This window comes from Parcubacteria group bacterium (genome assembly GCA_041660065.1).
Taxonomy (GTDB): domain Bacteria; phylum Patescibacteriota; class Minisyncoccia; order Moranbacterales.
Genome location: JBAZXC010000002.1, coordinates 289,159 through 307,481, shown reverse-complemented (window position 1 = coordinate 307,481; position 18,323 = coordinate 289,159). Strand labels below are relative to the sequence as shown.

At 38.9% G+C, this 18,323-nt stretch carries 22 protein-coding genes and 3 tRNA genes; 15 read left to right on the top strand and 10 right to left on the bottom strand.

Annotated elements, in window-relative coordinates:
• A partial coding sequence (locus WC819_04075; GenBank protein MFA5986493.1) for a UbiA family prenyltransferase occupies positions 1–1,110 on the top strand: 1,110 nt, incomplete at its 5' end.
• On the opposite strand, the gene rsmA is transcribed toward WC819_04075, so the two are convergent.
• A complete protein-coding gene (rsmA, locus tag WC819_04070; GenBank protein MFA5986492.1) occupies positions 1,099–1,917 on the bottom strand; it encodes a 16S rRNA (adenine(1518)-N(6)/adenine(1519)-N(6))-dimethyltransferase RsmA in 819 nt (272 codons plus the stop codon). The two genes, WC819_04075 and rsmA, sit on opposite strands and share 12 nt — an antisense overlap.
• Before the next feature lie 115 nt (positions 1,918–2,032).
• Between rsmA and WC819_04065 the strand changes: the two genes are divergently transcribed.
• The 3 genes from WC819_04065 (at position 2,033) to WC819_04055 (ending at position 3,721) form a co-directional block, all read left to right on the top strand.
• Positions 2,033–2,806 (top strand): hypothetical protein, encoded by a 774-nt coding sequence (locus tag WC819_04065; protein MFA5986491.1) that lies wholly within the window; start codon positions 2,033–2,035, stop codon positions 2,804–2,806.
• Positions 2,803–3,111, top strand: coding sequence for a hypothetical protein (locus WC819_04060; protein ID MFA5986490.1), 309 nt, complete (start codon positions 2,803–2,805; stop codon positions 3,109–3,111). The genes WC819_04065 and WC819_04060 overlap by 4 nt, the downstream gene beginning before the upstream one ends.
• A gap of 136 nt (positions 3,112–3,247) precedes the next feature.
• Positions 3,248–3,721: a 3D domain-containing protein gene (locus tag WC819_04055; GenBank protein ID MFA5986489.1), complete on the top strand. Its 474-nt coding sequence runs from the start codon at positions 3,248–3,250 to the stop codon at positions 3,719–3,721.
• Between the two features lie 477 nt (positions 3,722–4,198).
• Here WC819_04055 and WC819_04050 read toward each other — a convergent pair.
• The 6 genes from WC819_04050 to WC819_04025 all read right to left on the bottom strand — a co-directional run bounded on the left by WC819_04050 (position 4,199) and on the right by WC819_04025 (position 6,593).
• Positions 4,199–4,283 (bottom strand) — tRNA-Leu (locus WC819_04050).
• A gap of 23 nt (positions 4,284–4,306) precedes the next feature.
• Positions 4,307–4,377, bottom strand: a tRNA-Cys gene (locus tag WC819_04045).
• Positions 4,378–4,528: 151 nt separating this feature from the next.
• Complete coding sequence (locus WC819_04040) at positions 4,529–5,119, bottom strand: uracil-DNA glycosylase (protein ID MFA5986488.1); 591 nt, start codon at positions 5,117–5,119, stop codon at positions 4,529–4,531.
• Positions 5,120–5,128: 9 nt separating this feature from the next.
• Complete coding sequence (locus WC819_04035) at positions 5,129–6,106, bottom strand: DHH family phosphoesterase (protein MFA5986487.1); 978 nt, start codon at positions 6,104–6,106, stop codon at positions 5,129–5,131.
• A gap of 27 nt (positions 6,107–6,133) precedes the next feature.
• On the bottom strand, positions 6,134–6,463 hold the full coding sequence (gene rbfA, locus WC819_04030) for a 30S ribosome-binding factor RbfA (GenBank protein MFA5986486.1): 330 nt from the start codon (positions 6,461–6,463) through the stop codon (positions 6,134–6,136).
• A 58-nt stretch (positions 6,464–6,521) separates the two neighbouring features.
• Positions 6,522–6,593: transfer RNA gene (locus WC819_04025), tRNA-Arg, on the bottom strand.
• 1,178 nt (positions 6,594–7,771) lie between these two features.
• Between WC819_04025 and WC819_04020 the strand changes: the two genes are divergently transcribed.
• Genes WC819_04020 through WC819_04010 form a run of 3 tightly spaced genes read left to right on the top strand, consistent with a single transcriptional unit; the run spans position 7,772 to position 10,809 of the window.
• A complete protein-coding gene (locus WC819_04020) occupies positions 7,772–9,886 on the top strand; it encodes a ribonucleoside triphosphate reductase (protein ID MFA5986485.1) in 2,115 nt (704 codons plus the stop codon).
• A 37-nt stretch (positions 9,887–9,923) separates the two neighbouring features.
• Positions 9,924–10,112 carry an anaerobic ribonucleoside-triphosphate reductase gene (gene nrdD / locus WC819_04015; GenBank protein MFA5986484.1) on the top strand — a complete coding sequence of 63 codons (189 nt, stop codon included), beginning with the start codon at positions 9,924–9,926 and terminating at the stop codon, positions 10,110–10,112.
• Positions 10,102–10,809 carry an anaerobic ribonucleoside-triphosphate reductase activating protein gene (locus WC819_04010; GenBank protein MFA5986483.1) on the top strand — a complete coding sequence of 236 codons (708 nt, stop codon included), beginning with the start codon at positions 10,102–10,104 and terminating at the stop codon, positions 10,807–10,809. Before nrdD ends, WC819_04010 begins: the two co-directional genes overlap by 11 nt.
• Before the next feature lie 48 nt (positions 10,810–10,857).
• Here the strand turns inward: WC819_04010 and WC819_04005 are convergent, their stop codons facing one another.
• A complete protein-coding gene (locus WC819_04005; protein ID MFA5986482.1) occupies positions 10,858–11,136 on the bottom strand; it encodes a hypothetical protein in 279 nt (92 codons plus the stop codon).
• A gap of 81 nt (positions 11,137–11,217) precedes the next feature.
• On the bottom strand, positions 11,218–11,571 hold the full coding sequence (locus WC819_04000; protein ID MFA5986481.1) for a hypothetical protein: 354 nt from the start codon (positions 11,569–11,571) through the stop codon (positions 11,218–11,220).
• A 128-nt stretch (positions 11,572–11,699) separates the two neighbouring features.
• Here WC819_04000 and WC819_03995 point away from each other — a divergent pair, with 128 nt between their 5' ends.
• The 5 genes from WC819_03995 to WC819_03975 all read left to right on the top strand — a co-directional run bounded on the left by WC819_03995 (position 11,700) and on the right by WC819_03975 (position 16,800).
• Positions 11,700–12,449, top strand: coding sequence for a helix-turn-helix domain-containing protein (locus WC819_03995; GenBank protein MFA5986480.1), 750 nt, complete (start codon positions 11,700–11,702; stop codon positions 12,447–12,449).
• Positions 12,450–13,610: 1,161 nt separating this feature from the next.
• The gene (locus WC819_03990; protein ID MFA5986479.1) at positions 13,611–13,847 is read left to right on the top strand and encodes a hypothetical protein; all 237 of its coding nucleotides are present in this window, start codon (positions 13,611–13,613) and stop codon (positions 13,845–13,847) included.
• 1,427 nt (positions 13,848–15,274) lie between these two features.
• Entirely contained in the window at positions 15,275–15,589 is a 315-nt protein-coding gene (locus WC819_03985) for a hypothetical protein (protein ID MFA5986478.1), read from the top strand.
• A 229-nt stretch (positions 15,590–15,818) separates the two neighbouring features.
• Positions 15,819–16,016, top strand: coding sequence for a hypothetical protein (locus WC819_03980; GenBank protein MFA5986477.1), 198 nt, complete (start codon positions 15,819–15,821; stop codon positions 16,014–16,016).
• 214 nt (positions 16,017–16,230) lie between these two features.
• Complete coding sequence (locus WC819_03975) at positions 16,231–16,800, top strand: hypothetical protein (protein MFA5986476.1); 570 nt, start codon at positions 16,231–16,233, stop codon at positions 16,798–16,800.
• 341 nt (positions 16,801–17,141) lie between these two features.
• Here WC819_03975 and WC819_03970 read toward each other — a convergent pair whose 3' ends face one another.
• Positions 17,142–17,327, bottom strand: a complete 186-nt coding sequence (locus WC819_03970) for a hypothetical protein (GenBank protein MFA5986475.1) — start codon at positions 17,325–17,327, stop codon at positions 17,142–17,144.
• Between the two features lie 84 nt (positions 17,328–17,411).
• Here WC819_03970 and WC819_03965 point away from each other — a divergent pair, with 84 nt between their 5' ends.
• The 3 genes from WC819_03965 to WC819_03955 all read left to right on the top strand — a co-directional run bounded on the left by WC819_03965 (position 17,412) and on the right by WC819_03955 (position 18,231).
• Entirely contained in the window at positions 17,412–17,747 is a 336-nt protein-coding gene (locus tag WC819_03965) for a hypothetical protein (GenBank protein MFA5986474.1), read from the top strand.
• Positions 17,737–17,931 carry a hypothetical protein gene (locus WC819_03960; GenBank protein ID MFA5986473.1) on the top strand — a complete coding sequence of 65 codons (195 nt, stop codon included), beginning with the start codon at positions 17,737–17,739 and terminating at the stop codon, positions 17,929–17,931. The genes WC819_03965 and WC819_03960 overlap by 11 nt, the downstream gene beginning before the upstream one ends.
• 135 nt (positions 17,932–18,066) lie before the next feature.
• A complete protein-coding gene (locus WC819_03955; protein MFA5986472.1) occupies positions 18,067–18,231 on the top strand; it encodes a hypothetical protein in 165 nt (54 codons plus the stop codon).
• Positions 18,232–18,323 lie beyond the last annotated feature (92 nt).

Sequence of the window (18,323 nt, the reverse complement as noted above, 5' to 3'; positions counted from 1 at the left end):
TTTGTCACATACATCATATTTTTCTTTTTTAGCGCATTACCCTCGCTTCTTACGATCATGTTTGCCGATGCGCATTTTGCAATAACAAGTGCATCAGTTGCCGGATTTATCGCTTCTCCGACAAACATTTTAAATAATCCGATCACAAATCCTCTCAATGCAATTCTTGTTAAGATGACACTTGTATATAGTATTTTTGCCACATTTCTTACGGCAGCGATCTTCTATAGAATAAAAAAAGATATTTTTATCGCTTTTTTAAAAAATATTCGTCCGATCCAATCGCTTTTTCACATCGGCCTCGTGGGCATTGGTATTGGTCTGGCGCTTATTTTTGGTGATGGCGTATTTATGCCAAACCCCTTCTCTCTTTTGGCAATCGGTATATTGACGGTTGCTGTCGTAATTGCGTGGTACAGTACCGTGATATTCAATGATATTGTGGATATTGAGATCGATAAGATCAGCAATCCGACACGTCCATTGGTTACGCGTATAATTTCTGCGCGTGTGTATAATCATATCGGTATTGCTTTGGGCATCATATCAGTCATTATGGTTGCATTTGTCAGTTATCACGCGGCGATTTTAATCATTTTTTATCATGCATTGTCCTATCTTTATAGCATGCCCCCACTCCGACTCAAGAGATTTCCGCTTATTGCAACACTTGTTGCGGCAATTGCCCTCTTTGGCATTGTGATCATGGCATATAGCATCGTAGCGCGCGAGCATTCGTTACATAATTTTCCTGTACACATTGGACTGCTTCTTATTGTTGCATATACGATCTCCCTTCCGATCAAGGACATTAAAGACATTGCGGGTGACAAAAAAAATCACATCTATACGTTGCCGGTAATTTTTGGAGAAAAGGTTGGTAGATTGTTGATCGCGTCCGGCATCTTTATTTCTTTTGGACTCAGTGTGTTTGCATTCAATGATCTCGCGATGCTGTGGCCGGCTCTATTGGCGGGCGCATTGTGTTTTTGGACACTTGTTGGTGTGCGTGACAAAAAATTCATTTTCAATGCACATAATAGCGTTGCAACAGTTTTTGTTATTGTTGCGTTATATGGTGTTATTCTCGCCGTGTCCCTATTTTCCTAGAGAGAGTTTTTGCGTGAGAATTTTCCAATCATCAACAGATAATTCTTGCGCACGCACCCCTTCTCGCAAACCAACATTTTTTAGAATAGTATCAATATCACCCTTCTCCCGATGCAAACCATTTGCCAGATTGTTGCAAAGAGTTTTTCGTTTTGCACTAAAACCCATCTTTACGACACGAAAAAAGTCTTTTGTGTCTAACGTGATTGCATCAGATGTGGCATGACGAATGTTTAAGTGGATCACCGCGCTGTCTACGGCAGGCACTGGATCAAAATGATCACGCGGGACAAGAAAACCATATGTGACATCTGCGTAATATTGTGCCGCAATCGCCAAAATGCTCATGGCGCCGGGTTTTGCGCATAAGCGCTGTGCAACTTCTTTTTGCACCATGAGGGTCATGGATGCTGGCGGGCACGGCTGTTCAAGAAAAAAGCGAATAAGAGGAGCGGTGATGTAATATGGAATATTAGCGACAATTTTATATTGTGTGCATGGAAGCGCATGCTCTGCGGACAATGTGGAAAAATCTGTTTTTAGCACATCATCATGAATGATTGTGACATGAGCATTGTTTGCAAAACGCTTTGCGAGAATGGGAATAAGGCGATCATCCAATTCGATCGCCACAACTTTTTGTGCCCGTTTTGCCAAAAGTGCGGTCAAAATACCCTGCCCTGGACCAATTTCCAACACGGCATCTGTCGGGAGAATGTTGGCAAGATCAACGATGCGCGCAATGAGCGTGTCATCTTTCAAAAAGTTTTGCCCCAATGATTTTTTGTGGATAAATTGTGTGCTCATAGATAAAACATAGGTATGTGATGAAATAACCGTAACACAGGTTTGAAGAGTGTACAAATTTTTGCATGCGGGAAAAAAATATTTTGTGGTATACTATACATATAAATAAAAAGATATGGAATTTTCAGAACGTATACAAAATCCCACGGCACAAGAAGATCGTCAGGCGAGACAATTGCATGATTGGGTCGGGAGAGAAAACACAGCGGTGCAAAACGAACTCGGGAGATATGGCATTAATGGTCTCGCGACAATTTTTACTTTTGATACACAGCCGACAGCGCATGCGGAAGCGGTAAAAAATATTGATGTCGTGCAAGAAATGCTTGTGTCAAAAAATGATTCAGACAATGAACACAATGAGCATGATGATCTAGAGAAAGAAAAACCAGATACAGAGACATTCGTTGTAACATCACAACAACAACTCTATGAAATGCTCTATCAACACTATGCCAAAAACGAGGAGATTGCACAAAAAATCCTGAAGCAAAAAAATGTTCCCACAGAAAAACATGTGACTGTTGTCAAAGAAGTTTTTAGTAATATGGCACAAAAAACGATTGCGATTTTTAAAGAAGAACAAATACGGCAACTAATGACACAGGGATTGAACAAAAATGATGCTGAAAAATATTACGCATGGCGACTGGATGAATATACGGCTGACAATTCTTTATCCCTCGAAGGAGACAAAAAGCAGGAAATGATTCATGCTGACCACTTTTTTGATCACGACTTACTTCGATTATTTCAAGAAAAGAACTCTGCGGAATTGACGGCAGTCACCCAAGAATCTACTCCTCGATCATTTGATTTATCCAACTCATCAAACATACTTACCTCCAAAGAAATTGAAGCAGAACAAGAAAAATTAGGAAATATATGAAAACAAAAACACCAACCACAATTCTTGAGGATCTTAATCTTGGCGAAATCACAGAAACCAAGAAGCTCTTTCTATTGGATGAGATCAATGCATTGCTTACCAATAGGATCGTGTTACGTCTCATTAACAATACACCGGAGGAAAAAAAGCAGGTTTTTATCGATAAAATCAATGCCAATAAGGATAACCCTGATAAAATCCTTCTTTTTATCGATCATTTTGTGGACAACGCTGATCAGATCATCGATGAGGAAATCGATAATTGCAAAAAAGACCTTAAAGCCGTAATTCAAAAATCCGCTTAGTGGATATTGACAAAACTTGATTATTGTGATATAATATTCGGTTGACATAAAATACCGGCTATTTTTTGTTGACCATGTTCCTATGAGAAAAGCTTCGGTGAAGTATCATAGACATGCTAAACATTTGATCTCTTTAATGAGATATCTTTTATTTATAGGAGTATTGATGGTGCTGGCAACACCGGTTGCACAAGCACAGGAGAACATAAATGAAACAAAAGACGAAAAAACACAAAAAACATATCTTGATACAAATAATGGTGGTCTTGCATGTGGCATAGCAGGTGGTAACTACCAAAAAGCAGCCTACAAAGAACCGGAACCACAAAAATTCACGATCAATGCTTCAGCCTATACGGCTGCAGCAGATGAGTGTGGAAAAAGTGATGGGATCACCGCTTCTGGAAACAAAGTAAAAGAAAATCGTACGCTCGCGTGTCCAAAAGAATATAAATTTGGTACTAAAATTCATATTGAAGGTATGGGTACCTATATTTGTGAGGACCGAGGTGGTGCGATCAAAAACAATCGATTTGATATCTATATGGAAACAAAAAGTGAGGCGTTTGCTTTCGGACGACAACAATTTGAAGCATATGTTGTAATATAAACAAAACGATAAATAAAAAGAAGGCGCCTGTTGCAATTACTGCAACAGGCGTTTTCTATTATTTCTTCTTTCACTTTTTTCTTCTCCGTGGGTAGATACTGACACAAACGGCAAGTACCATAAGAGACAAAACTACAAAAACGATTATTTGTACAAGATGTTGTGCATGTGTCATGGTTTTTGTTATCATGATCAGTCCCCTCCTTGCGGGTAGGTGGAGATTTTTGTTCGCATGGCGTGCAACCTTTCACGTTCATTGCGCCACCTGAAAAATTCAACAAAAGGCTTGATGATATATTTATAAATCATCGGAAACAAGCTTATCACAAAAAAAACGAGCATTGTCCACAACAATATTTTGTCAAAAACCATACACGCACCTCCATGATGTAATAGGTGGATCATGACATAAAAATATAAAAGAACCTATGCATATTTTACCTCTTTTTACGATTTTGAAAACCTTTTGGCACTTTGTGCCCAGGGCGAGACTTGAACTCGCACGAATTATTCATCCAAGGGATTTTAAGTCCCTCGTGTCTACCAATTCCACCACCTGGGCATGAAAATTTTTCTTTAATAATGAGGTCGCGCCCGGATTTGAACCGGGGTACAGGGTTTTGCAGACCCTTGCCTAACCACTCGGCCACACGACCAAAATAAACAAAAACACAAAATGCAATAAACTTTAGTACCCATATGCACCGCAGGTAGATAACCACTCGGCCACATAACCGTTTACAAATGTAAGAATATCAAAATTTATCGTTACCGTCAACGCAAAAAGATTGATTTTTGTGCAGCATTTTATCTCTTACCTTTCTCGATCTTGCTAATGATCTTTGGAATGTTTATAAAATCATCAAAAAGTGTTTGACGCAATCCCCCATTATAGAGTGCTGCCGCAGGGTGATAAAGCGCATAATATACTCGTTCGCCGAGTCCATCAATCGTACGGCGAAATGCTTTGCCATGATCCAGAGAAATACGTCTTCCGGGCACGAAGCGTTCAAGTGCGTGGCGACCAAGTGGTACAATGAGCAGCGGGTCGATCAGCTTTACTTGCTCTTGTAGCCACAACCAGCAATCAGCAACCTCTTCTGGCAAAGGGTCGCGATTTTCCGGCGGACGATATTTCACGACATTTGTAATATAAATATCTTCCCTTTTAAGATCAATTGTTGCCAATAATTCGCTCAAAAATTTCCCTGCCGCACCGACAAATGGTTCTCCCAGGGCATCCTCTTTTGCGCCAGGAGCCTCACCGATAAACATGATTTTTGCATCCGCACTTCCCTTGCCCGGTACAACGTGTGTTGCCGTTGCTTTGAGCGTGCAAGCACATAGTACATGCATAGTTTCGTTAAGTTTTTGTAATTTTTGATTTTTGATATTCATATACCACTATTATACAACGTGCCAGCCACCATCCGAAGTGGTTTCCAAATGACCATGCAATGAAAAACCGCTCGCCAAAGGATGTCCGCCACCGCCAATGCGATGTGCGATCTCTGATACATCTATATTGGCATGTTTCTCTGCGCGCAAACTTCCCTTGACGGTATTTTTGTCTGCCTGATAAACGATGAGTGCGATCTTTACTGTCGGCACTGTCGTGAGCATGGATGCAATATTGGAAATTTCCACACCATTTACGGCGTGTCCGGCAATGTTATCTTCAGTAATTGCTGTGACGGCGAGTCCTGTTTTTTCGTAAAATTTTGTTTTTTCCAATGCTTTTCCCCACAAATTCAATGTCTCAATTTTTCGGTTTGCGAACAATGTGGAGATAATTTTTGTTATTGATGCACCTCTTTTGATAAGATCTGCGGAAATTTGTAATATTTCTGCAGTTGTGTTGGCATGTTGAAATGCACCGGTGTCTCCGATAATCCCGGCAAGGAGTGCCGTGGCGATATTTTTATTGAAATCGCATTTTATATGTACGAAAAAATTATATAATATCTCGCATGTTGCCGCATATTTTCCATCGATAATGCGTAGGTCGGTCTTGAGGGCAATGTCATGATGATGATCGATGGTTACGCTGACACACGCAGGGGAAAGATGTTCCATGAGACGATCAAATCCTCGTTCTACGCTGTCACAACCAATTGCTACATCAAAGGAGGCAAGATCTAGTTTTTCAGGATGCACAAAAACAATACCTTCCATAACTTCTTTGAGAGAGTCAGGAAAAGTATTATAACACGCAATAACAACATTTTTTTTGTAATGTTTGCGTATGACGTCTGCCAATGCAACGGTGCTTCCCGCTGCATCCAAATCTGGATTATTATGCGCTACCAAAACAACAGAGTGTGCTCTGTGCAAAATATAGTCCAGAGTATTAAATTCTTTGTGAAACAGTGGTTTAATCTCCATATGCACATAAAATGAAATTGATTTTTGCTATGCTTGCTGCAAAAGACGCTCAATCTCATCAGCATCTTCACCTGTTTTATCATGTATAAATGAGATGCGAGGAAGAATTTTGATGTGCAACTTTTGATGCAACAATTTTTGCAAAGTTTTCTTTTCGTGCTCAAGTGTTTTTAGACCATAGTTGATTTCCGCGGTCGGATATACACGCACGAATATCCGAGTGTAGCGCAGATCATCCGTGGTGTCAACCTTCGAGATCGTTACAAAGGCATTTGGCTTAAAATCAACATTTTTTACAAGCAACTCAGCCATTTGTTGCTGTATGAGGGAATTAATTTTTTTTGTACGAGCGCGCATATGATATGATGTTCTTAATAATAAGAAATAAAATTTTTAGAATCAATTGAAATGAGTGTGCCTCTGAAAGGAGTCGAACCTTTCTCTAGTCCTTAGGAGTGACTTGTTTTATCCACTAAACTACAGAGGCAATTTTTTGCATTGATATGGTAATGCATAGATAGAAAAGTGTTCATAATGTACCATATAAATAGAGGATAATCAATATAAAATAGCATAACAACATAAAATAGGATAATGTCAATACATTAATTTCAGTATAGACCACAAACTTCCCTTTTCAATTCCGTTTTGTTCCACGTGGAACAATATAATTTTTTATATATTGTAAACATAATGCTGGCGTAATATAAAATGTTTGTACAGATTTACCGCAATTGTTCCACGTGGAACAATTTTTAGAACCAATTTTCATATAATTTTTCTTTGGTAAGATATTGAAATCGATTTATATAGTAAATATGCCTATTTATTTATAAAGTCTGTATAATTTTTTGTTCCACGTGGAACATTCAGTATTTTTTATAATCAAACGTCGGGCTATTTCCCTCTTTGATACCGGAAAAATATTTTTGTATATAGATCTATCATGAAAATATTTTGTTCCACGTGGAACAAAATGTGCAGATCATGATATTTTTTAGTGTATTTTGTTATAATATATGTGAAAATTTTTGCAATTGTTCCACGTGGAACAATTGCAACTTGGCAACCTTATTGAATTTTTTGCAAAAAAGTCGTATGCAATACATTTTGTTCCACGTGGAACAAAATAAAAATGAGATAACTTTGTATTTATGATAGAAAAATTTGTTATTTTACAGAATCTGTATAAAAGACATCGTACTATAAATCATTTGTAATGATTTATAAAAAAACAGATATATTGTTCCACGTGGAACAATGGGGAGTGTTTGAATAATATTTTTTGGCCAAGTTTAAATACTTGACAAAATGTATATTTTGTTGTTAATTATAAAAAATATGCAGGAAGGAAATTTTTATAAGAGAAAAATATTATTTTATTTATAAACGAAACATAAAAAGTTTCATGTCAATATGAAAAATCTACTTGTGGTAGGTATAAATGGTAAAGCACAACATATAGTATGTTTATGTATTCTGTGGATATGTTACCCTTTTCATAAAAATAATTATGTGCTATAATTATTCTACGGACAATGAGGGGTGAGGAATTTTTTTCTTACTTCTTTCTTTTTCCGCCAAAACACAATGTTTGTAACTGGATTTGAGGGTAAAGACAGTTGATGACAAATATTACGGGATTATTATCTGAAACAAATAATTATGGCGATACACAAAATTAAAAAAAGAAATGGCACAATTGTAGATTTTGACATAATAAAGATTGAAAAAGCGATTACAAAAGCGGCGCAAGCATCTGAGCCGGAAAAAGGTTTTGATGCCAAGAAAATTGCACATCATGCAGAGAAAAAGATCATTGAGCGTTATGGTGAAGAGATCCCGTCTGTGGAGCAAATACAAGATGCCGTAGAGGAAGCGCTTATTAACTTCAATTTTCCTCGTATTGCAAAGGACTATATTTTGTATAGACAAAAGAGAACTGAAGCGCGATCTGATAAAAATGTGATGGTAGATGTGGAAAAGACCATGAGCGAATACCTTGATCAGCTGGATTGGCGGGTAAATGCTAATTCCAATCAGGGATATTCGTTGGGCGGAATGATCCTCAATACTGCCGGAAAGGTAACTGCAAATTATTGGTTGTCACATGTTTATCCAAAATCTATTGGTGAGGCGCATAGAAATGCCGATATTCACATCCATGATCTCGATATGTTTTCCGGATATTGTGCGGGATGGAGTCTGCGGACATTGCTTGAGGAGGGGTTTAATGGTGTGTCTAATAAGGTAGAGTCCAAACCACCAAAGCATCTTTCAAGCGCAGTGGCGCAAATGATCAATTTTTTGGGCACGCTGCAAAATGAGTGGGCTGGTGCACAAGCTTTTTCTAGCTTTGATACCTATTTGGCACCGTTTGTAAAGAAAAAAGAGTTGGAGTTGCGAAAAATGATCGAGAAGTATGGCATGGTATTTGCATCAAAAGAAAAAGAAGAGGCATATTATGATGAAGTGCTTTACAATTTTGTCTATCAGAATATTCAATCATTTGTATTTAATCTCAATATTCCGTCGCGATGGGGCACACAAACGCCGTTTACCAACATTACACTTGATTGGGTATGTCCGGAAGATCTCAAGAAAAAAACACTGATTCTCGGAGGCAAGCCATTTGATTATACATTTGGAGAACTGCAAAAAGAGATGGATCTCATTAATAGAGCATTTATTGATGTGATGATGGCGGGGGATTCAAAGGGGCGTACATTCACATTTCCCATTCCGACATACAATATTACAAAGGACTTTGATTGGAATGATCCAAAAGTATTGCCACTTTTTGAAATGACGGCAAAGTATGGAACACCGTATTTCCAGAATTTCATCAATTCAGACCTCAATCCAAGTGATGTGCGTTCAATGTGTTGTCGTTTACAATTGGATTTGAAAGAATTGCGCAAGAGAGGTGGTGGTCTCTTCGGATCAGCAGAAATGACGGGATCGATTGGTGTGGTGACGATCAATATGGCGCGCATCGGAAAAACGTGTGCAGGAGACAAAGAAAAATTCATTGAAAGAGTGATGTATCTCATGGGATTGGCAAAGACGTCGCTTGAGATCAAAAGGGAAGTGATCGAGAAGTGGATGAATCGCGGATTGTTTCCATACACAAAGCGATATCTCGGAAAGTTGAACAATCATTTCTCTACGATCGGTGTGAATGGGATGAATGAGGCAATTCGCAACTTTACAGGTGATAAAGAGAATATCACGACAAAATATGGACAAGAGTTTGCCAAAGAAGTACTGGATCAGATACGAGAAAAGATGTCGGAGTTTCAAGAGGAAACAGGAAATCTGTATAATCTGGAAGCGACACCGGGTGAGGGAACGACATATCGCTTTGCAAAAGAAGATCAAAAACAATTTAAGGATATCATTCAAGCAGGCACCAAAGAAGCACCATACTACACAAACTCCACGCAGTTGCCTGTGGGATATACAGATGATATTTTCGAAGCGTTGGATCTCCAGGATGAATTGCAAAAAAAATATACGGGAGGCACGGTATTTCATGGTTATATGAGTGAGCGCATCAGTTCCGGTAAGGCGTGTGCTCAGTTGGTAAAAAAGATCCTGACAAACTATCGATTGCCGTATATCACGATCACGCCGACATTCTCGATCTGTCCGAAACACGGTTACCTCGATGGGGAATATGATTTTTGTCCAAAATGTGATCAGGAATTGGGTGTGAAAAAAAGTTGTTGTGACAGTGAGTTCCGTGGGCGCTATGAAAGTGCTATGCCCGACAAATAAGATTAATAAATTTATAAATAATTAATAAAATAAAAATATGGCATCACAAAAGTTGCAATGCACAGATGGAGAGCGCACACGCTGTGAAGTGTGGACACGAGTAATGGGGTATTTCCGCCCGGTATCTTTTTTTAACACGGGAAAGAAATCAGAACATTATTCACGCAAGCATTTTCAAGAATGCGTCGCAGCAAACGAGTCTTTCAGCGATAAATATGCTGATTAGCGGTGTACAACCGTTTACTCTCCTGGATTATCCAGACAAAGTGGCAGCGATCATTTTCACCCCCGGGTGTAATATGCGCTGCCGTTTTTGTCATAATAAAGAGTTCGTTTTGCCACAAGAGATTGTGAAGTTGCGTCCGAGCTTTATTTCTGAAAAAACAATTTTGAATTTTTTGCGATCACGAAAAGGGAAGTTGGATGGATTGGTGATCTCGGGCGGGGAGCCAACGGTGCAACCTGATCTCAAGGAATTCATCAAAAAAGTTCGTGCATTGGGATATCTTGTAAAATTGGATACAAACGGCAATTTGCCGGATGTCCTCATTTCTCTTATCAAAGAACATCTGGTGGATTATGTAGCAATGGATGTCAAAACGACGCCACAACGCTATAAAGAATTGGCAGGCGATCTGGCAAATCCGAAAAACATCGTAAAAAGTATCAATTTACTCAAAAAAAATAGTGTGCCATATGAATTTCGCACAACAGTGATCGATGGCGTGCACACAGAGGAGATTGTCAAAGAAATGGCGCAATTGTTGGAAGGGAGTGATAAGCTCTATCTCCAAACGTTTCGTCCGGAGGTGACGCTTGATCCTGCATTTGAAAAGAAGAAACCGCTCTCACAGGAAAAAATGAATACATTTGTCGACATATTTAAAAAAGCAGATATTAAAATTGTGGATATCCGGCAATAAAAAAACAACAGAGAGATCTGTTGTTTTTTACTGTGTATAATTATTTTATTAGCGCATCATTCTTGTTACGAGGCCATCTCCTTTGTCGACAAGTTTTGTGTTGGTCATTTCAACTTTTTGTAGAGCAATCTCGCGTGCTGTATCAAAATTTTTCATAGCCGTCTCGATGTCATCTGTGCCAGTGGCTATGTCTGTTGCAATCCTCAAAACCTTGCCCTCATCATCAGGGATGACTTGAGGAAATTTTTCTTCGAGTGCGGAGATCTGTTCAGTAGTTAATTCAGACAATAATTCTGGACTAAGAATATCTTCAACATTTTTGACCATATTTTTTACACATAGTAATTACGTATCTATTGTATAAGAAAAGACCGAAGAGTGCAAAATGACACTCTGCGGTCTTGATTTTTAATTGGATTTTTGCGCACGAATAGTCGCACAAATTTCCTGAAAAACAGGATTTGTCGGCAGTGAGGAATATGATTCCTCGGACGTTGGCGCATTTTCGGTTTCTGTCGAAAGGTATTTGAGGTATGCAGGAATCCACGTATTAAGTGGTATATACTCAAACACTCTATTCATCGAAAATTTTATACCGTGAATCGAGAACATCTCAAGCACGGTTTGATGAAACGCGAGGAAATCCTTCTCCAGTTGAGGAGTGATCTCGCCGCGCAATTTCAGCAATATGAACGCAGTGAAATATGAATCTTCAACAATTTTCATAAATGCTTTGCAAAGCACTTCTCTTTCCGCTTCCATAATCAGCACCTCTTATGAGTTTTTAATATGTTTTAATGAACGAACTAGAATTATACACCATTTAGCATTTTTGTCAAGTGGTAAGATTTGCTGTATAATTCAAACATATAAATATCTGATATATTATTATGCTTGCAAAAAAACTTGAAGAAATCGGTCTAAATGACAAAGAGGCAAAAGTGTACATTGCTACATTGGAATTGGGACAGGGAAGTGCGGCAGAGATCGCCAAAAAGTCCGGTGTCAATCGAGCAACGACGTATTTTACATTGGAAAATCTCATGAAGATCGGTCTCGTCAGTGCATCAAATGAGGAAAAAAAGCAAATGTTTGTCCCGGAGGATCCTGCACAGCTGGAAAACATCCTAGAAAAGCAAAAGCAAGTTATAGAACAAAAAAAACAGACACTCAAAGGACTTGTGGAAGAATTAAACAGCATCAATAGCGCCAGTATCAAAAAACCGATTGTGAAGTATTATTTAGGGAAAGAGGGAATTATGCGAATGGCAAGTTCAAGCTTTGATTTTACAAAGGATGAGCCTATGTGGTTAGCCTTTTCAAAGGATGAAATGGACAATTTCATATCAAAAGAAGAAAATGAAAAACTTAAACGGATACGATTAAAAAATAAATCGAGTGTAAGAGCTCTTTATAATTCTGAAAAATCAACATTGGAAAGTGATAAAAACAACACTCGAATTAAAATAAACAAGACAGATTATATATTTCCTGGAGACATTGCTGTCTACAAAGACAAAATTCGTCTAACATCCTATCGCGACAAAATTGGAATAATTATAGAAAATAAAGATATTGCTGAAACCTTAAAATCTATTTTTAAATTAGCCATTAAAGCTGTTAGTAATAAAAAATCCTAAGTTGCTATATAAGCCAACTCAGGATTTTACTGCAGTTATCCAGAAGAATACTGGATGGATTTTTTACTCATGAATTTTCTTCAACGGATTTTGTTGATTGTGAAAATTGCTCAACAATACAGGCTACAGACCCATGATGTTCTCCTTCATATTTTTTTATGAATCGTCAATAGAAACCAATTGGAAGTCTTGGACACCTCATCTCCTAAACAAGCGAGACGAGGCATTCACGGTCCAATTTGGTCTATATCAACAACCCATAGCAACACCTCCACGTTAAGGTTGCCAGTTAAAAGCTTTGCTACGCAAGAAAGCCAATCTCTCTTGTGTAACGCCTCTTCCTTCTGTGCAACCTCTTGCTTGTGAGGGGTTGCGGTTTATGTTTAAAGAACAATGTTTCGTCGGATAGACAGAAATATTGTTCCTGCCATAGCCAAGATACACTATAGCATGGTTTTAAATAATTGTCAATACCCGTGAACAGGTCAGTGTGGAACTCTGCACGGCGTATCCATCGGTAAATTTTGCATGATGGCGTAAATCACGCCATCATTTTTAAAAATGTCCACGCGAATTATCTTATAAAAATTTAAAAAAAGCCTTAAATTAGAATAATAATGCGTGTATGTCTATATATTGTCAGTGACACTTGACAAAATAATTTTGGCATGATATACTATGTTGTTACAGTGAAGTGATCGAGATGACACAGGGCTGTAGCACAACAAAGATAGTTATTTTACTTTGACATAAGACTGATCTGTGCGGGAGGGTGTAAGTACATCCAATCGGCAGAATGGTTGTAATACATGTGACAATATAAGTGAAATATAGGTTTTTAGTAATATATAATCGACCATTTTTCACAAGAAACCAGTTCACATGTATTACAGGCACACCAAGCCGTTACTTATCAGTGATGATGAGCTATTGGTGGTAAAAGTACAATAATTTAAATGAACTAAAGATATTTCTCTCATTTTCTTTAACAATTTAATATTTCCCTCGTTTATTCTTAAAAGCGCTCTTGTCATCCTGAGCGCGATTCAGGATCTTTAATAACATGAAACACTGATCCATAATTCCGAATCATGTCCAGAATGACAGATTTTTAGGAAGAAACGAGGGGAATATTACAATAAATTAACTAGGGGGATTACCATGATTGAAATGAAACGGATTGGAAGGCTTGTGGGTATCGGCCTTATGGGTAGGTGTCCGCGATGCCATAAGGATATTGATCTCGAAGCACCATCTGCACATCGCTGTTTTGTGCAGGAAAAATGGATTAGCTGTGAGATTGGTCATCATGGCGAGATTCGGATTGAAGCTTCTTCCAAGGATCTGATCCATGATCTCCACGCCAGATTAGCAACATATGGCGTGATCGTTCCGTAGTTATAGTATCAACCCGCGGGGAGAAATCCGCCGTCCGGCTTTAATGTTTAACGGACGTATACTGTGGAGGAAGCCCACGTAAAAAAAGCTGATGAAACTCGTTGTAGAGATATTATTTATCATATCAATATCTCTTCTCTCTAAGATCTCATATAATATTTTGTGAGATATTAGAGGGAAATACCCAAAAATATGAATTCCTTGTGTAATAGCAAGACGCGATTAATAATCCCTGTCGCTTTATAGCATTGGGATAATACACACGAGTGATAGGTTGTATATAACCTATTTATAAAGGCGTGCGGAGCGCAGTGTGTAGGCGTGCAGAGCCAAACTCCTCCATCTTTCTTAGAGATGGTTGGTTTATACCAAGAACCGTTGATATGGGGCAGGCGGGCTGTTTGATGAGGGAGATGGTCTCCCTTGGCACAAGAAACGTGCCTTAAAATCAAACTAAAGTGAAGTTATAGCAAACTCGGTTATCATGATCAATCTAGTTCACTATTTTTTCACACACTACCCACAGATGACTAAGAAACTCTGTGGGCATTGCAAAACGTTATCGACGTTTTGCAATGTGCTTCTTGTCTGATTGCACAGATGAGAAGTTTAATATTACCGTTGCCCGGAAAGCCAACGCTTAAGTGAGAATTTTTTTAAAAAATCTCACACGCTTTCCTCTCTCTAAAACTTCGCAAAGGTTGAGATCGGGCTATCTAAATAGTAAATATATTTAGCCTAAAGGACATAAATTTTCTTGCGAAGTTTTTTTGTGTCTCAATATGCTCAAAATAAACCTTTGTGAAGTATTAGAGAGATTTTAAACAAATACAGATCAATAACAAGGAGGGTCTATGAGGAGAGTTCCTAACGTAGTCAAGGGCGCTATGAATGCCCAGATCGTCAGAAACCGCAAGGATCATTCCTGTCTCTTTTGTGGTAAGGGTCTGCGGAAAGGAATTCGTTCGAGAACGTACTACATCAACGGTTTGGGTCGTGAGCATTTTTGTATGACCCATAATCGGGATGAGGTAGTCATCGCGATCCTCGACCTTTTTCCATGAGGTAAACCCTCCATGTCATGAGGGTGTAAAAACTGACAAATAATATTCTGGGGAAGCTCCAGAACGCTCAGACAAAGCGGTCACATGTCACAAGAAGTAGGAAATAATGCAATGTCATATTTCCTCTCTCTAAAATATTTTTTACCTGTCATTCCCGACCTGATCGGGAATCCATAAGAAATATTTTAGAGGGAGAAATCCTCGGTCGGGTTTTGAATATTTAACCGACCTAAAAGTGGAGGAAGCCCACGTAAAAAAAGCTGATGAAATATTTCTGTCGGGGTATGTATGGATGACCGACATAAATTCGGCATAGTGTCGAAAAAACCATCCAAGATCAATCCATTTTCACGGAGGTGACTTATGGGAAAAGATTATTGTGCAGTACACGCTGGTAATGGCACCGCAGTCAATCATTCTCTCGCCCTCCGCAAGGAGAAGGGGGTGTGGGTGACCACTCCGGTGTGCCTGAAGTGTCGGGCACAGCTCGCCAGGCAGGCAAAAGCTGAAGGAAAGTTCGTGCCTTTTTATGGGCTAGAACAATCCGAAGCTGAGGCGGCCAAGCGGAACCAAGAGCGGATGCAATATCAACCGTTTTTGGAGAAGTTTGGCAAAAGCCTGAGTGGTCGTACCGGGCCTGCCAAGGGGAAGAAAGCCATCCCCAAGCCTGCAGAGTAACGCAAGCGTAATCGGACTCCCGCCAAGCCGATGAAAAACAAACGGGAACATCCTTGTCACAATTCCGGGCAAAAAACAAGGTTGGGATCAACACATCCTGTAAAATTTCAACGAGAAAACTTCGCTTTTCTCTAATTTCTAAAATATTATTTGAAATTATTTGAGGAAAAATATACACACATTAATAATTTATATTCTGTCGACATTCGATATTAGTATCTTTCGATATATGAATGATGCTAATACCGGGGGTCGGTGGGAGGTAGCGCTCCACATACGGAGATCCCTTGCGAACATTTTGGTAAAAGAATACCAAAATCAAGCAAAAGCAACAAGCAATCGCAGAGTATCTAATGACTCTCGTGCAAGTTGTAGTGTAAGAGGTAGTGTGATCTGGCAGTCACTTCTCCTCGCGGAAGAATATTGATTCTTCCAAACACCAATCGTGTCTGACCATTTGCTGCCAGGTGTGACACGAAACGCGCTATTTTTTTTGTCCAATCTTTGTTTCTATGGATTGGATAAAATAGGATCATTATTTCAACGAGAAAACTTCGCTTTTCTCTCATATTTTATAAAATATTTTTGTAAGATATTAGAGGAATAATAGTGTAATTACGTTTATAGATTTTGACAAAAATATGCATTATACAATTGTTGCCGTAATACCATTTGAATTTAGTCTCAGAGAGGATGTAAAAAATAAAATAGAAAATGACAAGTATAATTTTATGAATTATTTTACAGGAAAGCTTTTTAAACCTCTTAATCATTATGATATAGACAAAAAGGTGAAGCCATATAAGGTTTATTATGCTCAGGATGAGGTTGACAGAATATTGAAGAATGGGAGTACGGATATAAACAATAAAAAATCAATTTTGGAAAAAATAAAGAATTGGAATTGTGATCTATCCAGTGGCATTGAAAATGGCAGATATTATGTTATGCGTGATAAAAATCCTCATGGAATGTTTGATTATTGGAATGTTTATGATGTTTGTATGATTGAAGATGTGCTCAAGAATGAAGAATTTGTTGAACATGCTATTTTTACTCCAGATTGTAAAATGATTACAAGTGACCAATATTTTATACGCGTGGGTGAAAGTAACGAAAAAGAATTTGAGATATGGAAAAAAAGGTTTCAAAAAATATTGAAATCATATCCTCTTGATTGTTTCATATTATTTATCGATTGTCACACTTGATTCAAAAAATAATTATTCCCCTCTAATATCTCATGATAATTCGTAATATATTAGAGGGAAATAATTCTCTTGCAAAAACAACCATGGGTGGCATATGAAAAGAAATTCGAGCTAAAGATCAATTCATCTCTCTCTGTCATTGCGCATAATTTTTGTGAAATGACAGAGAGAGTGGCATCACATCCCTGAGATGCCGGTATCGTGAGTTGGAAGCTCACTTCACTGACATCTTGGCCGGATGCAGTTGAAAAAGGGAAACGGGGGCGATGATGTTCCTCCGGTGTAAGGCTTTGGGGTAAATTATGAGAGCACTCTCCTCATAACCCAAAGAAGCAATATGGCTAATCCGGCCTTCTGAAGTAGCGAGCTTCCACTCGCAATCCCAAAACAATGGGAAGGATCGCGGGGTATGTGCGCCTCGTAGGAAAAAAATCTTCAAGAAGAAGATATTCAAGCGGAGGGAAAAACGACACATCATCGTCCCCGAGCAAATGCACGACGTGGAGATGGTTTTTAATGAAAACCATCTCCTTTCTCTAAAATTTCATAAATTTGGATTTGTGGAATGTTAGAGGGAAAAAACCAAAAAAATCAAATACGGAGGAGTGATCATGGGAAAAACTTTTGTCATGAAAAATGAGTGGTATCGGAAGGTGGTAATAAGTCATTATCCCCATCTCAATCCTGATGCCATACCGATCGCGGTACGATTTTCGTTGTACCGACAAATCGGGAAAATCATTCATCAGCAGGTGATCGATAATCGTCTCGCTGAGATTAAGGCGAGAGGAATTGCTCCTGGAAGCATCTGTTATGTGAGAGGTGAAAAGACGCCATCAATCGTTGGTTCGATAACGATGGATGGGCATGTTTCCGTGAAAGGGAAACGCGGCACTTTTCACCCCGGTTCTATCTCAACACCTGAGGAGGTGGATCATGAGAGATAAAAAAATAGAATCTCAGGAGAGACGTCGCCGACAGCGATTGTCTCGTGCCAAGAAAAGTGATAACCCGCAGATGTGGGTTGATCACTTGGCATATGTGCATGAGGGGGACAGGCTCTGCGCGGAATGCGGACGTCTGTTTAGTCTCTGGGATGATGTTTCATGTCCCAGATGCAACCCCGACTGAGGAGAGAAATCCTCCGTCCGGCTTTGAAAATTAACGGACGTATACTGTGGAGGAAGCCCACGTAAAAAAAGCTGATGAATGTAGTACACACGCTACATAATGTGCGTGTGAAATTTAACCAAAGGAGGTCGGTTAATGGCAAAAATAGTTGGCTTTATCCCGGCAAAGGAGCTCCGCCAGCGTACGTGCCGGCCGAGTAAACCGTTAACTGTTTCTCTGGGCAGTGCGATTCGTGCTGCAGCCCGGAAGAACAATGTCCCCGTGCCACAGGGAAAGAATGTGGCTGATGAGAAGGTGTAGAAATCTATACCTTCTCATCTCTCTCTACAATATTTTTTTAAGATTCCGGATCAAGTCCGGAATGACAAAAAAAGAAATATTGTAGAGGGAAA

Coding starts and splice junctions, on each gene's coding strand:
- WC819_03990 (MFA5986479.1), top strand. CDS start 13,611: ATGATTGAAATGAAACGGATTGGAAGGCTTGTGGGTATCGGCCTTATG.
- WC819_03980 (MFA5986477.1), top strand. CDS start 15,819: ATGAATGATGCTAATACCGGGGGTCGGTGGGAGGTAGCGCTCCACATA.
- nrdD (MFA5986484.1), top strand. CDS start 9,924: ATGGCATCACAAAAGTTGCAATGCACAGATGGAGAGCGCACACGCTGT.
- WC819_03965 (MFA5986474.1), top strand. CDS start 17,412: ATGGGAAAAACTTTTGTCATGAAAAATGAGTGGTATCGGAAGGTGGTA.
- WC819_04040 (MFA5986488.1), bottom strand. CDS start 5,119: ATGAATATCAAAAATCAAAAATTACAAAAACTTAACGAAACTATGCAT.
- WC819_03960 (MFA5986473.1), top strand. CDS start 17,737: ATGAGAGATAAAAAAATAGAATCTCAGGAGAGACGTCGCCGACAGCGA.
- WC819_04010 (MFA5986483.1), top strand. CDS start 10,102: ATGCTGATTAGCGGTGTACAACCGTTTACTCTCCTGGATTATCCAGAC.
- WC819_04065 (MFA5986491.1), top strand. CDS start 2,033: ATGGAATTTTCAGAACGTATACAAAATCCCACGGCACAAGAAGATCGT.
- WC819_04005 (MFA5986482.1), bottom strand. CDS start 11,136: ATGGTCAAAAATGTTGAAGATATTCTTAGTCCAGAATTATTGTCTGAA.
- WC819_03975 (MFA5986476.1), top strand. CDS start 16,231: ATGCATTATACAATTGTTGCCGTAATACCATTTGAATTTAGTCTCAGA.
- WC819_04035 (MFA5986487.1), bottom strand. CDS start 6,106: ATGGAGATTAAACCACTGTTTCACAAAGAATTTAATACTCTGGACTAT.
- WC819_03955 (MFA5986472.1), top strand. CDS start 18,067: ATGGCAAAAATAGTTGGCTTTATCCCGGCAAAGGAGCTCCGCCAGCGT.
- WC819_03995 (MFA5986480.1), top strand. CDS start 11,700: ATGCTTGCAAAAAAACTTGAAGAAATCGGTCTAAATGACAAAGAGGCA.
- rsmA (MFA5986492.1), bottom strand. CDS start 1,917: ATGAGCACACAATTTATCCACAAAAAATCATTGGGGCAAAACTTTTTG.
- WC819_03985 (MFA5986478.1), top strand. CDS start 15,275: ATGGGAAAAGATTATTGTGCAGTACACGCTGGTAATGGCACCGCAGTC.
- WC819_04020 (MFA5986485.1), top strand. CDS start 7,772: ATGGCGATACACAAAATTAAAAAAAGAAATGGCACAATTGTAGATTTT.
- WC819_03970 (MFA5986475.1), bottom strand. CDS start 17,327: ATGGTTTTCATTAAAAACCATCTCCACGTCGTGCATTTGCTCGGGGAC.
- WC819_04055 (MFA5986489.1), top strand. CDS start 3,248: ATGAGATATCTTTTATTTATAGGAGTATTGATGGTGCTGGCAACACCG.
- rbfA (MFA5986486.1), bottom strand. CDS start 6,463: ATGCGCGCTCGTACAAAAAAAATTAATTCCCTCATACAGCAACAAATG.
- WC819_04060 (MFA5986490.1), top strand. CDS start 2,803: ATGAAAACAAAAACACCAACCACAATTCTTGAGGATCTTAATCTTGGC.
- WC819_04000 (MFA5986481.1), bottom strand. CDS start 11,571: ATGGAAGCGGAAAGAGAAGTGCTTTGCAAAGCATTTATGAAAATTGTT.